The sequence below is a fragment of the uncultured Aquimarina sp. genome (assembly GCF_947492115.1).
Lineage (GTDB): Bacteria > Bacteroidota > Bacteroidia > Flavobacteriales > Flavobacteriaceae > Aquimarina.
In genome coordinates, this window is record NZ_CANLMM010000002.1 from 432,760 (window position 1) to 447,760 (window position 15,001).

The 15,001-nt window shown below is 35.7% G+C and carries 9 protein-coding genes and 1 tRNA gene; 4 read left to right on the forward strand and 6 right to left on the reverse strand.

All coding sequences use genetic code 11. The annotated features are described in order from the left end of the window. Positions 1 to 19: 19 nt before the first annotated feature. Entirely contained in the window at positions 20 to 3,136 is a 3,117-nt protein-coding gene (locus tag Q1A73_RS07320) for a TAT-variant-translocated molybdopterin oxidoreductase (protein WP_299603564.1), read from the reverse strand. A gap of 54 nt (positions 3,137 to 3,190) precedes the next feature. Beyond that, positions 3,191 to 4,510: a c-type cytochrome gene (locus Q1A73_RS07325; protein ID WP_299603566.1), complete on the reverse strand. Its 1,320-nt coding sequence runs from the start codon at positions 4,508 to 4,510 to the stop codon at positions 3,191 to 3,193. A 224-nt stretch (positions 4,511 to 4,734) separates the two neighbouring features. On the opposite strand from Q1A73_RS07325, the gene Q1A73_RS07330 reads away from it, so the two are divergent. Then, positions 4,735 to 5,187, forward strand: coding sequence for an SPOR domain-containing protein (locus tag Q1A73_RS07330; RefSeq protein WP_299603570.1), 453 nt, complete (start codon positions 4,735 to 4,737; stop codon positions 5,185 to 5,187). Between the two features lie 73 nt (positions 5,188 to 5,260). Here Q1A73_RS07330 and infB read toward each other — a convergent pair whose 3' ends face one another. Genes infB through rimP form a run of 3 tightly spaced genes read right to left on the reverse strand, consistent with a single transcriptional unit; the run spans position 5,261 to position 9,843 of the window. Then, a complete protein-coding gene (gene infB, locus Q1A73_RS07335; protein ID WP_299603572.1) occupies positions 5,261 to 8,053 on the reverse strand; it encodes a translation initiation factor IF-2 in 2,793 nt (930 codons plus the stop codon). Between the two features lie 44 nt (positions 8,054 to 8,097). After that, positions 8,098 to 9,330 carry a transcription termination factor NusA gene (gene nusA, locus Q1A73_RS07340; RefSeq protein ID WP_219007061.1) on the reverse strand — a complete coding sequence of 411 codons (1,233 nt, stop codon included), beginning with the start codon at positions 9,328 to 9,330 and terminating at the stop codon, positions 8,098 to 8,100. 12 nt (positions 9,331 to 9,342) lie between these two features. Further along, positions 9,343 to 9,843, reverse strand: coding sequence for a ribosome assembly cofactor RimP (rimP, locus tag Q1A73_RS07345; RefSeq protein ID WP_299603575.1), 501 nt, complete (start codon positions 9,841 to 9,843; stop codon positions 9,343 to 9,345). A 230-nt stretch (positions 9,844 to 10,073) separates the two neighbouring features. Here rimP and Q1A73_RS07350 point away from each other — a divergent pair, with 230 nt between their 5' ends. Then, positions 10,074 to 10,907: a universal stress protein gene (locus Q1A73_RS07350; protein ID WP_366141432.1), complete on the forward strand. Its 834-nt coding sequence runs from the start codon at positions 10,074 to 10,076 to the stop codon at positions 10,905 to 10,907. 95 nt (positions 10,908 to 11,002) lie between these two features. After that, complete coding sequence (locus Q1A73_RS07355; RefSeq protein ID WP_299603578.1) at positions 11,003 to 11,194, forward strand: hypothetical protein; 192 nt, start codon at positions 11,003 to 11,005, stop codon at positions 11,192 to 11,194. 196 nt (positions 11,195 to 11,390) lie between these two features. Here the strand turns inward: Q1A73_RS07355 and Q1A73_RS07360 are convergent. Further along, positions 11,391 to 11,463 (reverse strand) — tRNA-Gln (locus Q1A73_RS07360). 213 nt (positions 11,464 to 11,676) lie between these two features. Here Q1A73_RS07360 and Q1A73_RS07365 point away from each other — a divergent pair. Then, a complete protein-coding gene (locus tag Q1A73_RS07365) occupies positions 11,677 to 14,979 on the forward strand; it encodes a DUF2723 domain-containing protein (protein ID WP_299603580.1) in 3,303 nt (1,100 codons plus the stop codon). Positions 14,980 to 15,001: the final 22 nt, after the last annotated feature.

The following is a 15,001-nucleotide window of genomic DNA, read 5'->3' on the forward strand; positions in this document are numbered from 1 at the left end:
TGATTCTTTATTTAGTTAATTAGGCTTCTGTTGTATTTCTTACTTTTGTCTGATACATCACGTTTGGTTTTGTACCTACATGCTCAAGTAAGTGATACATTCTATTATCCTCTTTTAATTTGGCTACTTTACTATCCTTATCGTTGATATCACCAAAAGTCATTGCTCCCGAAGAACAAGCAGCCGAACAAGCCGTCTGGAATTCTCCATCTTTAATCACTCTACCATCTCTCTTTGCATCTAGAATAGTTTTTTGTGTCATTTGGATACACATAGAGCATTTTTCCATAACACCTCTTGATCGAACAGTAACGTCTGGATTTATTACCATACGTCCCAGATCATTGTTCATATGATAATCAAACTCATCGTTTTCATTATATAAGAACCAGTTAAATCTTCTTACCTTGTAAGGACAGTTGTTTGCACAATATCTGGTACCTACACAACGGTTATAAGCCATATGGTTTTGTCCTTGTCTACCATGAGAAGTCGCCGCAACTGGACAAACTGTTTCACAAGGAGCATGATTACAATGCTGACACATTACTGGTTGGAATGCTACTTCAGGATTATCAGAAGGAACTTCCATTTCACCAAATTCTGATAACGAACTTCCTAATCCAGAGATTGCATCTTTTTTAGCATTATCACCTTCAAAACTTTCTTGAGAAGAATAATAACGATCTATGCGTAACCAGTGCATATCACGTGATCTACGCATTTCTGATTTTCCAACAACAGGAACATTGTTTTCTGCATGACAAGCAATCACACAAGCACCACATCCTGTACAAGCATTTAAATCTATAGAAAGATTAAAATGATGTCCTACAGAACGATCAAATTCATCCCAAAGATCTACTTCTGGAGAAGTAACCTCGTATTCGATATGATTTTTACTTACTTCAGGAACAGCATTCCAAACATGCTTATCTTTTGTATTAAAGATCTCTAACGTAGTTTCTTTTATAATATCACCACGTCCCATTAGGGTGTTGTGCAACTGCACACAAGCAAACTCATGAGTACCCTCAGCTTTCGCTAAAGTTACTGGCTGTACTGTATTCTGATTTTGATACAAAGCAAAAGCATTAACTCCTACCTGCATTTCTTCTTTAAGTCCAGCAGTCTTTCCATATCCTAATGCCAAACCAACAGAACCTTTGGCTTGACCTGGTTGGATTATTACTGGCGCGGTAACCTTTGATCCATTAACTTCTACCGTAACGTAACTACCGTTTAAAGCGCCATTTGCAACATTTTCATTAAAAATACCTAAATCAGACATTTCCTCCGCATCTGCTCTCGATATCGTTAGGTAGTTATCCCAAGAAGCTCTGGTAATTGGATCAGGCATTTCTTGTAACCAAGGGTTATTTGCCTGTTGACCATCACCTAAAGCTGTTTTTGTATATAAAGTAAGCTCTAATCCATTCGATTTGGCTGTCGCTAATCTTCTGGCTGCAGCCCCTACATTTGGACCTGCTGGCTTTTCTTCTGTAACTTCTCCTTCTGGAGTATTTATAGCTTCTTCTAAAGATTCTTTTGGCAATATTGGTTTTACCAGCACTCCATCATGCAATGCTTGACTCCATGAAGTTCCACCTAGAACTCCTGTCCACGCATTTTTAATATAATCATTATAAGAAGCAGAATTTCCAGTCCACTTTAATAAAGTTTCCTGAAATTGTCTTGTATCAAACAAAGGACGGATAGTTGGTTGCATTAAACTATAACTTCCTTTCTTTAACTCCACATCACCCCATGACTCTAAATAATGCGGTGTTGTAGCTATATAACTACACGCTGAAGCAGTTTCATCATTATGCATACTGAAAGCCACAGAAAGATCCACTTTCTTAAGACCTTCTTTAAATTCCTGTGCATTCGGTAATGAATATGCTGGATTAACTCCAGCAATTAGTAACGCTCCAACACGTCCTGCGTTCATATCTTTTACCAACTGCGCTACTGCTTTCGAATTACCTTGACGGATTTTTCGAGGTGTATTTTCGTTAAAAGCCTTACTATTAATATGCTTGTTTATCGCTAATACTAATAATTGAGCATCCACATCCTGGATTCCAGAAACAACAACAGCATTACTGCCAGCTTTCTGAATATGTTTAGCAGCTTTCACTACTTCTGCATCCAATGTAGCATCCAACGCTCCTTTAGAACCAGCTCCAGTTACATATTTGTATAATGCCGCAAGCACATGCTTTTGCTGTGTAGGCGTTGCTTGAATTCTATTATCTGCATTTGCTCCAGAAAGAGACATATTTGCCTCAAACTGAATATGCTTTGACATCTTACCATTTTTCGGAACACGACCTTGCGCATACCCTCCATCATATCCTCCACCTTGCCAATCACCAAGAAAATCAGCTGCAATACTAACTACAGTATTTACTTTTGAGAAATCATAATCTGCTAATGCTCTTTCTCCATACATCATTTCATAAGCATCCAATGCTTCACTGTAAGAAACCGAATCGTAAACGACCTGAGAAACGTTAGCATATTTCGCTTTAAATTCTGCAATTAGCTTAGAAGTAGAAGGACTTGCAAAAGTTTGCGTTAACAAAACAATCTTCTTACCTCCAAGACCATTTAATTTAGCTCCAACTTCTTTATCAAGTTCACTCCAGCTAATATCCTCTGCACCTTTCTTTGGACCTTGCAATCTAGAGCTGTCATATAATGACAATACAGAAGCATGCACTCTAGCATTTGCTTCTCCATTAGAAGTAGCAAGATTATTATTTTCAACTTTAATTGGACGACCTTCTCTAGTTTTAATCAAAACACTAGCAAAATCAAAACCATCCGCAATAGTAGTTGCATAATAGTTAGCAACACCAGGAACAATTCTATCTGGTTGCACTACGTATGGTATTGACTTAATCACTGGGCCTTCACACGCTGCTAATGATGCAGCTGCTGTACTAAAACCTACATATTTAAGAAAATCACGACGAGTAGTCGAAGAATTCTCCAGAGATGATTTATCTCCTAAAAACTCATCCGTAGGAATTTCCTGTACGAACTCATTTTGTTGTAGCGTCTCAACAATAGAGCTATTTTCACTTAGCTCTTCAACACTTTTCCAGTATTTCTTGTTTGATGACATATAATTGATATTAGCTTCTTACTTATTTTTTCGTTTAAACGAATAAATCATTTATTAATAGTGGCACTTTCCACATTCTAAACCACCCATCTGAGCAGCAGTTAGTTTATCCACTCCGTACTTCTTAGACAACTCTGCATGTATCTTCTCATAGTACTCATTACCTTCTACCTTCACATTGGTCTCTCTATGACAGTTGATACACCATCCCATTGTTAATGGAGCATGCTGATACATAATTTCCATTTCTTCTACAGGACCATGACACGTCTGACATTCGATACCTGCAACACTTACGTGCTGAGAATGATTAAAGTATGCAAAATCAGGTAGATTATGAATACGAACCCATTTCACTGGCTCAGTCTTTCCTGTATACGCTTGTTCAGCTTCATCCCAACCAACAGCTTTATAAAGCTTTTTAATCTCACCGTCATAAAACTCTTTAGAATATTCATCGGTAGCAGTGCTTTCCGCAACTTCAGCTATAGATTTATGACAGTTCATACAAACATTTAAAGAAGGAATTCCTGAATGTTTAGAAACTCTAGCAGAAGAGTGACAGTACTTACACTCAATCTTGTTATCACCAGCATGAATCTTATGAGAATAGTGTATTGGTTGAATTGGCATATACCCTTGATCAACACCTACCTGCATTAGGTAGCCATATACAAAGTAACCACTTGCAAGCAACACAAATATCGCTGACACTAATACTAAGAATTGATTCTGCACAAAAGCTTTCCAAATTGGAGTTCTTGCTTCTTCTTCAGCAAACTCAACACCATTAGCTTCCGCGAAACTTCTTAATGTTTTATTTACTAAGAATAATACGACTACCAACATTAAGAAGACTAATACCAACGCTCCTAAAATAAGAGTAGTAGAAGCTCCTGAGTTATCAACAACCGTCGGCGTAGTACCAGTTACACCTGTAGGACCTGAAGGGCCTTTAGGAACCATCACATAAGCCAAGATATTATCTATATCGGTATTGGTCAATTGTGGAAATGCATTCATCGGAGTTCTTTTGTACTCCTCATAAATAGCAACCGCTCTTGCATCTCCAGATGCGATCATCGCTGCACTATTTTTTACCCAAGAATAAATCCATTCTCTCTCATACTTATCAGCAACTCCAAAAAGTGCTGGACCTGTCATTTTCTTATATCTTTTGTGACAAGCAGCACAAAGCGATTTAAACAACGCTTCTCCTTTTGCTACATCTCCACCAGTGGCAGATTCAGCAGTAGCCGCTTCAGTTGTTGCTGCTTCTTCCTGAGCAAAAACTGGATTCATTAAAGAGAATAAAAAAACAGTTCCTAGAAGTAGGAGTTTTGAGGCTGAATTTCGGTATTTCACCTGTTTCATATTATAAAGTAGAATTATCGTCTAAATTTTGGTATGGTTTTTTCATTATTCTTAAAAAAACGATGCAAAAACCACGTCCATTTAATTCGACAGCAAAAGTACTACAATAAGTCGATTTTAGAAATGTTAGCGAACTGTTAAGTGCTAATTTATAATAATTCTAAATAATATTTTTAAAGGATTTTGAGTTATTAAACTTTACCTTTGCGTCAAATCTATTTGTAATGAGAATTTTAAACAAAAAAAACAGCATTTTCGTATTAGGATTTTGTTTTGTTGGGATGAACTTTTTGAATGCGCAGGATTCTGCAAATTCTGACAATCCTACTGTTTTTACCACAGTAGAAATAGCTCCTCCTGCAGAACCAACCGTAACCATAAATCAAGACCCAAGAATACAACAACTTCTGAATATCAAAACAAAAATGGATAAAGAAGGTGTTTTAAGCGAAAATTACCGAGTGCAATTATTTACTGGCGATCTTAAAGAAGCAAATGAAGTTCAAAAGAAAGCAGAAACTGCTTTTCCTCAATGGAGTTCAGAGATAGTTTACGAAACCCCTAACCACAAAGTATGGATAGGTAATTACAGAAGTAAATTAGAAATGGACAGAGCCCTAAAAGAAATTAAAAAAGAATTCCCAACAGCTTTCCCTTTCAAATTAGGAAGAGATTAATCACAATAACGATTTAACAAATAAAAAGCCCGATCAAAATGATCGGGCTTTTTACTTATATGGTTCTTAAGTTCTATAACTTTTTCTTCACCGCAACTTCTTGGAATGATTCGATGATATCTCCAATTTTAATATCGTTATAATTTTTGATTTGCAACCCACAATCATAACCTTTAGAAACTTCTTTTACATCATCTTTAAATCGTTTCAACGAAGCTAATTCACCAGTATACACAACAACACCTTCACGTATTAATCGTATTCCTGCATTTCGAATAATTTTTCCAGTCTGTACCATACAACCTGCAATAGTACCAACTTTAGAAATCTTAAATGTTTCTCTTATTTCTGCAGTACCCGTTATCTCTTCCTTCATTACTGGAGAAAGCATTCCCTCCATCGCATCCTTAAGATCATTGATAGCATCATAAATAATAGAATATGTTCTGATATCAATTTCTTCCTTATCTGCAACCTGACGAGCATTTCCTGCTGGTCGTACATTAAATCCAATAATAATCGCATCAGAAGCAGAAGCTAACAACACATCACTTTCTGTAATTGCACCAACCGCTTTATGAATAATATTTACATGAATTTCTTCAGTAGACAATTTCTGGAAAGAGTCTGTCAGTGCTTCTACAGAACCATCCACATCTCCTTTAAGGATAATATTCAATTCTTTAAAATCACCTAAAGCAATACGACGTCCTATTTCATCTAATGTAATATGTCGTTGTGTACGAACAGACTGTTCTCTATGTAATTGCGCTCTTTTAGCTGCAATATCTTTAGCTTCTCTTTCGTCTTCAAGAACACTAAATTTATCACCCGCCTGAGGTGCACCATCTAATCCTAATATAGAAACAGGTGTAGAAGGTCCAGCTTCTTTCACATTCTTACCTCGTTCATCCTGCATCGCTTTTACCTTACCACTGTTCTTACCTGCTAATACATAATCTCCCACACGCAGTGTTCCAGTTTGAACAAGAATTGTAGAAACATACCCTCTACCTTTATCCAAGAATGCTTCAACAACGGTTCCTGATGCCAATCTATCTGGATTCGCCTTCAGTTCTAATATTTCCGCTTCTAATAAAACTTTCTCTAAAAGTTCTTTAACTCCTTGACCAGTTTTAGCAGAAATATCATGGGATTGTATTTTTCCACCCCAGTCTTCTACTAATAAATTCATGGAAGCTAATCGCTCTTTAATCTTGTCAGGATTCGCCTCTGGTCTATCCACTTTATTGATTGCAAATACAATTGGTACACCAGCAGCCTGAGCATGACTGATCGCCTCTTTTGTTTGTGGCATCACATCATCATCAGCAGCAATTACTATAATTGCCAAATCCGTAACCTGAGCACCACGAGCACGCATCGCTGTAAAGGCTTCGTGACCAGGAGTATCTAAGAAAGCAATTTTCTGCCCATTTTCTAACTGAACTCCATAAGCACCAATGTGCTGTGTAATCCCTCCACTTTCACCTGCGATTACATTTTCTTCACGAATATAATCCAGTAATGATGTTTTACCATGATCTACATGACCCATAACTGTTACTATAGGAGCTCTTAAAACAAGATCCTCTGGAGCGTCTATGATTTCTTCGATTGCGTCTTCTACGTCAGAAGTAACAAAATCTACTTCATATCCAAATTCATCTGCTACTATAGAAAGAGTTTCCGCATCCAGACGCTGATTCATAGTCACCATAATACCCAGCGACATACATGCAGATATTACTTGCGTCGTAGGAACATCCATCATTGTAGCAACCTCAGAAACCGTTACAAATTCAGTAACCTTAAGAACTTTACTTTCCTGTTCTTGTTGTGCTACATCATCCTCTGCTTTCTGACGGTGTTGATCTCTCTTATCTCTACGATATTTTGCCGCTTTAGATTTTTTAGATTTCCCTTGAAGTTTTTCAAGAGTCTCTCTTACCTGCTTTTGTACTTCTTCTTCGCTTGGCTCTTCTTTTACTATAGCAGGACGCTTTCCTTTATTATTTCTATTACCTGGACCGCGATTACCTTGTCTATTACCTGATCCTCGGTTTCCTCCTTGTCTATTTCCAGGACCTCCAGATTTTGCACCGCCATCTTTACTAATTCTTCTACGGCGCTTTTTCGCATCTCCATCTGAAGATTTATCAGATTTATCTTCTTTCTTTTTTGCTGGTTTTTGAAACTTGGTTAAATCAATCTTCTGCCCTGTAAAATTAGGACCATCTAATTTTTTATACTGTGTTTCTACCTTAACTGGTTCTACTGGAACTTCAGCATCCTTTGCTGCAGGTGTCTCTTTCTTCTGATTTTGTTGCTTTACAGGTTTAGATGCTTTCTTTTGCTCTAAATCTATTGAAGCTACCTTGGCAATCTTTATACCTTTTTTCTCAGGTCGATTTGACACAACCTCAGGCTGTTTAGGTTTTTCTACTACCTTCTCTTCTTTTGGAGGCTCAACTACTGCTTTTTCTTCGGGCTGTTCAGCAGTTTTCTCCTTCTTATCCAATTCAATCTTACCTACTTGCTTAGGTCCACTTAATTGGGCTTTAGCTTTCACAACTTCGCGAGCCTCAGCACGCTTACGTCGCTCTTCTTGCTCTGTTTCGATCTGTACTCGAAGTGCCTCCTTCTCTTTCCTTTTTTCCTCACCAACCTCTTTTGAAGCTACCTTTTTACTTTTGTCTGTTTGAAACTCATCAAACAAAAGCTGATAGATCTCCGAAGAAATCTTAGTGGTAGGACGCGAGTCTATCTCATGACCTTTTGAACTCAAAAAGTCAACAGCCCGATCAAGCGAGATATTGAATTCGCGTAATACCTTATTTAATCTCATTGTTTTTGCTTCAGCCATAAATGCCCTTTATTTTATGCTCAAATATAAATTAATTGAAGTTATTAATCTTCAAATTCTGATTTTAATATTCTAATAACTTCACCAACAGTCTCTTCTTCGAGGTCTGTTCGCTTTACTAAATCTTTAATATCTTGTTCTAAAATACTCTTAGCTGTATCTAATCCTATTTTAGCAAACTCTTCTATAATCCAAGAATCAATTTCATCCGAGAATTCAGACAACTCTACATCTTCTTCCACACCTTCCCTAAACACATCTATCTCAAAACCAGTTAATTGACCAGCAAGCCTAATATTATGACCACCACGTCCAATTGCTTTAGAAACCTCTTCTGGCTTTAACATAACCTCAGCTCTAGAACCTTCTTCATCCAATTTAATGGAAGTTACTCTTGCTGGACTTAATGCTCTTGTAATAAAGAGCTGTAAATTATTTGTGTAGTTTATTACATCAATGTTTTCATTACCCAATTCCCTAACAATTCCATGGATACGAGAACCTTTCATACCTACACAAGCTCCAACCGGATCAATTCTATCATCATAAGAATCCACAGCCACTTTTGCTTTTTCACCAGGAATCCTAACAACTTTCTTCACCGTTATAAGACCATCAAACACCTCTGGTATTTCTGACTCAAACAACTTCTCAAGGAATAAAGGAGAAGTTCTAGACATTATAATTGCAGGTTTGTTACCTTTTAATTCTACAGATTCAATTACTCCTCTTACATTCTCTCCTTTTCTAAAAAAGTCAGAAGGTATTTGTCTGTCTTTAGGTAAAATTATTTCATTTCCTTCATCATCTAACAAAATAATAGCTCTGTGTCGGATATGATGAACTTCTGCTGTATATATCTCTCCTTCTAATTCTTTAAACTGCTTGTAGATATTAGTATTATCGTGTTCATGAATCTTCGAAATCAGATTTTGACGTAATGCCAAAATAGACCTTCTTCCTAAGTCAATTAACTTAACTTCCTGAGATACATCTTCACCGATTTCAAAATCTGGCTCAATCTTTTGTGCTTCCGAAAGTGAAATCTCCTGGTTTCCATCTTCTACCTCTCCATCTGCAACTACCACACGATTTCTCCAAATCTCTAAATCCCCTTTATCGGGATTTATAATGATATCGAAATTATCATCACTACCAAATTTCTTTTTTAGTGCATTTCTAAACACATCTTCCAAGATCGCCATTAGCGTAACACGATCGATTAACTTATCATCCTTAAATTCTGAAAATGATTCTATTAATGCGATATTTTCCATATCAATTTATAATTAAAATGTTATCATAACTTTAGCTTCCTTTATCTCTGAATACGCAAAAGAAACTTCTTTGGTTACCGTTATTTTTCCTTTTCCTACTGGTTTTGGCTCTCTAGTTTTCCAAACCAATGTTATATGATCTTCTGTTACCGAGGTTAACTCTCCTTCTACAGTATTATCTTCCGTTTTTACTTTCAGTTTTCTTCCAATATTCTTTTTGTATTGGCGTTGATTTACCAAACCTTCAGAAACTCCAGCAGACATTACTTGCAATGAAAAGTCCTCTTCTTCTCTATCCAAATTATGTTCTATAGCTCTGCTTATTGCGATACAATCTTCCACCTTCACTCCATCATCACCATCTATAATAATTTCGATACTATTATCTGGATGTATTTTTTGATTTATTAAAAAAAGAGAAGGTCTTTCACTAAGCGCTTCTTCTAATAAGTTTTGAACTTTATCTTTTAATGACATAAGTAGATAAAAAGAGGGGACTTTTCGTCCCCTCATCCTGGTTTTTTAATTTCAACGGTGCAAAGATAATAATAATATCTTAGATTCAAAACCCACACAACAATGAATTTATTCGTAAATTTAATTGACTGTTAAGCTTTTACCGAAATCGTTATCCAAATGATATAATTACAAAAGCATAAACCACAGTTAAATGTTTTCATTACGGAAAGAGCTAAAACATAACACATTTAACAATATCTACTTACATTAACACCTAACTAACAATGATAAAAAACATTCTCGTACCCACTGATTTTTCTTCACAAGCAGAAAGTGCACTGAAGGTAGCAGCGCAATTAGCAAAAAAAAACAATGCAAAAATATACCTATTACATATTCTCGAAATGCCAGTACATCTTGTAGACCTAATGTCTTCTGGAAGCTCAGCTCCTGCACCAGAAGCTGTCTTTTTCATGAAGCAAACTCATAAAAAATTCGAAGAAGTCCTGGAAAGCAGTTATTTAGAAGGCTTAGATGTTATTGAAACCGTAAGCTTCGAAGATGTATTAAACGGCATCATGGATTCTTGCAACAAGAATGATGTTGACATGATCGTAATGGGGTCTCACGGCTCTTCAGGCTTCGAAGAGTTATTCATTGGATCCAATGCTGAAAAAGTAGTTAGAACATCTGAAAAACCTGTGTTAGTTATCAAAGAAGACTGTAACATTTTTGAAGTTAAAGACTTTGTATACGCTACAAATTTTGACGATGAAGACAAACCTTCTTTGGTTGCTGCGGATCAATTTGCTAAACAATTAGAAGCTAAACTTCATTTAGTTTGGATTAATACCGCAAACAGTTTTAAAACCACTAGTGAAACGGAAGAAAAAATGAACCTGATGATCTCTGATCTTCCTATAGACAACTACAGTCTAAATATTTATAACGATATCAACGTGGAAAAAGGAATCTTAAATTTTGCAAAATCAGTTAATGCCGGATTAATTGGAATTAGCACCCATGGAAGAAAAGGACTATCTCATTTTATCAATGGAAGTCTCGGAGAAGATGTTGTGAATCATGCCAAAAGACCTGTATTAACTTTTAAAATTTGAAATTCACATAAATTTAACGCTCTCACCCCTGAAAACCGTGAAATAAAACCTTCCTTAAAATAATAGTTTTGGATCTAACAAAAACAATATTTATTATGCAAAATTCAATTTTATCAATCGAAGGTGTACAAGTTCTTTCTAAGAAAGGACAAAAAGCGATTAAAGGAGCCGCTTCAGAAGATCCATCTCTTTGCGGATGTTCTTGTAGCGGATCTGTAACAGGTCCTGCATACTGCAGAAAATATGTTTATTGCCCTCAGATATACACTTGCGAAGAAACTTTTTAAACCTTTATTTATCTGAGTTCTAAATCTAAAAAAAATCCGAATTCTGAAGAATACCTGTCAGAATTCGGATTTTATTATTCTATAAGTTCTCTTTATCTTCTTATCATTAGATCTTAAAACAAAATATTCACCAAACTACATTTATTATGTGCTATAAAACAAAAAAGGAACCGATAAAAATCAGTTCCTTTTTAAGTTGGTCTACTAGGGCTCGAACCTAGACTCTTCTGGACCAAAACCAGACGTGTTGCCAGTTACACCATAGACCAATGCGTCATTGCGGGTGCAAATTTAAAACATTCTTTCGGCTCTACAAACATTTTTTTAAAAAAATTGCACTTACCACAATTTTTAACGGAAAATAAATTGAATTTACCTTGAGTATCATCAAAATATAAACTTCTGTTAAGCGTTTGCTAAAAAAACTAATAGAGAAGTATTTTTATTACTAAATTCGCCACACGTTATATAACAGTTATCTTATGAATGCATTCAACTTTCAAAAGTGGAATAAAATTTTAGGATGGGTAGTTTTTGCCATATCCCTACTTGTTTATTATTTAACCGTAGAACCAACAGCTAGTTTTTGGGATGCAGGTGAATATATTGCCACTTCATCTAAATTACAAGTTGGACACCCACCAGGAGCTCCTTTATTTCAGATGATTGGCGCTTTTGCTTCTATATTCGCATCAGACCCTACACAAATAGCATTTGTAGTAAATATGACTTCTGCATTTGCAAGTGCATTTGCGATTCTATTTATGTTTTGGTCCATAACTATTTTAGTAAAAAAACTAATTATTACCGATGAGAATTTCACTGATGCAAAAGCATTTGCTACATTAGGAAGTGGACTAGTTGGATCTTTAGCATTTACCTTTACCGATAGCTTTTGGTTTAATGCAGTGGAAGCAGAAGTTTATGCTATGGCCACATGCATCTTATCCGTTATGTTTTATCTAGGATTACTATGGGAAAGAGACATGCACAAACCTAGAGGAAACCGATGGTTAATTCTCATTGCATTTATCACTGGATTATCATTCGGTGTGCACTTTATGGGATTACTTTCCATACCGGCGATTGGATTGCTTTATTATTTCAAAAACTACAAGGTTACCATAAAGAACTTTGTGATTGCAAATGTTTTTGTTGTAGCCATATTACTTTTCATTTTTAAACTACTTCTACCATCAACGTTAAAACTATTTGGATGGTTCGAGGTAACTTTTGTGAACAGTTTTGGAATGCCTTTCAATTCGGGAACTATATTTTTAGGTCTCATTATTGCTACTGCATTTTACTTTATCCTAAAATATACCAACAAAAAGAAATTCCCTCTGGTGAACACATCTGTTCTATGTGTTTTGTTCATTTTCATAGGTTTCTCTTGTTGGATTATGTTACCTATTAGAGCAAATGCAGGAACTGTTATCAACGAAAACAACCCAAATAATGCGAGAGAGTTATTAGCGTATTATAATCTTGAGCAGTATCCAGAAACTCATCTATTCTATGGTCCTCAGTTTACAGAGATCTACGCTGGACTCGACGAGGATAACCCTTATGAGGATGATAAACCTAAATATGAAAAGAATTTAAAAACAGGTAAATATGATATCGTTAATGACTGGAAGAATGCCAGACAAAATATTGATGATGATCATAAGGCGTTTTTACCAAGAATGTGGAGTACGGAACACATCGCAAACTACATGGATTTTACAGGTCCAATAAGTTTTACTATAAAACCTGAGTACCAGGATGAATCAGAATTACTCGAAGCCGTTACTCAATTCAGAAGAGAATATGCAGTTGGTAAACTTGATAATGATGATTACAACAAATTTTTACGTTCTTTTGGAGACTATCTAAATGTCGAAAAACCTTCTTTTGCTTCTAACATTATGTATATGCTAGAATACCAGGTTGGATATATGTATTGGAGATATTTTATGTGGAATTTTGTTGGAAGACAAGATGATAATCAAGGTAAATATGGCAATCTTGAAGGTAATTGGTTAAGTGGCATCAATTTTATTGACGAATTACATTTAGGTTCACAAGACAATTTACCAACTGATGCCCTTAAAAACAAAGCCAGAAACACCTACTACTTCTTACCATTATTGTTAGGATTGATAGGCTTTATCTTTCAAGCGCAAAAGGACAAGAAAAATTTCTGGATCTTACTTGTATTTTTCCTTTTTACTGGTTTAGCCCTAAAGGTATATCTTAACGAAAGACCTTTTGAGCCAAGAGAACGAGACTATGCCTTAGTAGGTTCTTTTTATGTCTTTGCCATTTGGATAGGTTTTGGAGTTTACGCTTTGTTCGATATTCTGAAAAATGCGCTAAAACCAAAATTACTAGCTCCAATTGTGACAACTGTATGTTTACTAGCCGTACCTGTATTACTTGCTGCGCAGAATTGGGATGACCATGATCGATCTAATAGATATACTGCTCAAGCAATGGCCAAAATGTACTTACAATCTTGCCAAAAAGATGCCATTCTATTTACTATAGGTGATAACGATACTTTTGCGCTATGGTATGCACAAGACATAGAAGAATATCGAACAGATGTAAGAACTGTAAACACAAGTTTATTTGCTACAGATTGGTACATAGATCAGATGAAAAGAGCTGCCTATGATGGCAAACCAATTCCTTCACAGTTGACTCACGATTTTTATCGTTTCGGTAATAATGATGCTATTTATTACAAACCAGTTACGAATGACACCATGCTTATTAAAAACTGGATGCGCTGGATAGAAACCGACGACCCAAGAACCAAAGGAGATTTGCAAAATGGAAAACAAGTAAACACCTTCCCTACAAAGCACATTAGAATACCAGTGGATAAAGAAGCCGTTCTTAGAAACGGAATTGTATCACAAAAGGATGCTGATTTGATAGTTCCTTATATAGACATTCATCTTAAAGGAGATTTATTATTTAAGAATCGCCTATTGATGCTAGATATTATCGCTAATAACAATTGGGAAAGACCTATTTATTTTACTGGTGGTAGTTTTGGAGATGATGATTATTTATGGATGAAAGATTACCTACAATTAGATGGTGTGACCTATAAATTAGTTCCTATCAGAACTCCTGTAGATAAGAGAAATCCTTACGATTTAGGCAGAATAGATACCGATGTTATGTATAAAAACGTAACCAGTTGGGATTGGGGTAACAGTGAGAATCCAGATATTTATCATGATCCGGAAACCAGAAAGAATGCAATTACCTATAGAAGTAACCTAGCTCGTTTGGTTGAAGCTTTAATCAACGAAGGAAAAAATGATAAGGCAAAAGAAATTCTTGATTTAGGAATGGAAAAGATGCCTATTGAGTTTTACGAATATTATACATTATTAGAGCCGTATGTAAGTGGTTATTATGAAGTAGGAGAAAAAGAAAAAGCCCGTGAACTATGGAACAAAATTGCCAAAAAGTACCAAGAGCAACTAACTTATTTTGGAAGTCTTACCTTAGAAAACCAATACCAATATGCAAGCGAAATCGTAAGTAATGTAGAACGATATCGTAGTGTGGTTGATCTTTTACTGATTAATCAGGATAGAGAAATGATTGAAGAAAAAGCTGAGGAATTCAACAGGTATTTACGCCTATTTACTAAACTGTATTCAGAAGATGAGGAATATGACAATCAAGATCTGTTAGAAACGGAAGAAAGAGAAATGCAGAAGGAACTTCAGGATAGTCAAAAAGTATTAGATACCCTAGAAGAAACACCTAATTCATAACAACATGGAGCCTTTTTTAAAG

Coding starts and splice junctions, on each gene's coding strand:
- nusA (WP_219007061.1), bottom strand. CDS start 9,330: ATGGAAAATATCGCATTAATAGAATCATTTTCAGAATTTAAGGATGAT.
- infB (WP_299603572.1), bottom strand. CDS start 8,053: ATGGCTGAAGCAAAAACAATGAGATTAAATAAGGTATTACGCGAATTC.
- Q1A73_RS07355 (WP_299603578.1), top strand. CDS start 11,003: ATGCAAAATTCAATTTTATCAATCGAAGGTGTACAAGTTCTTTCTAAG.
- Q1A73_RS07365 (WP_299603580.1), top strand. CDS start 11,677: ATGAATGCATTCAACTTTCAAAAGTGGAATAAAATTTTAGGATGGGTA.
- Q1A73_RS07325 (WP_299603566.1), bottom strand. CDS start 4,510: ATGAAACAGGTGAAATACCGAAATTCAGCCTCAAAACTCCTACTTCTA.
- Q1A73_RS07350 (WP_366141432.1), top strand. CDS start 10,074: ATGATAAAAAACATTCTCGTACCCACTGATTTTTCTTCACAAGCAGAA.
- Q1A73_RS07330 (WP_299603570.1), top strand. CDS start 4,735: ATGAGAATTTTAAACAAAAAAAACAGCATTTTCGTATTAGGATTTTGT.
- Q1A73_RS07320 (WP_299603564.1), bottom strand. CDS start 3,136: ATGTCATCAAACAAGAAATACTGGAAAAGTGTTGAAGAGCTAAGTGAA.
- rimP (WP_299603575.1), bottom strand. CDS start 9,843: ATGAGGGGACGAAAAGTCCCCTCTTTTTATCTACTTATGTCATTAAAA.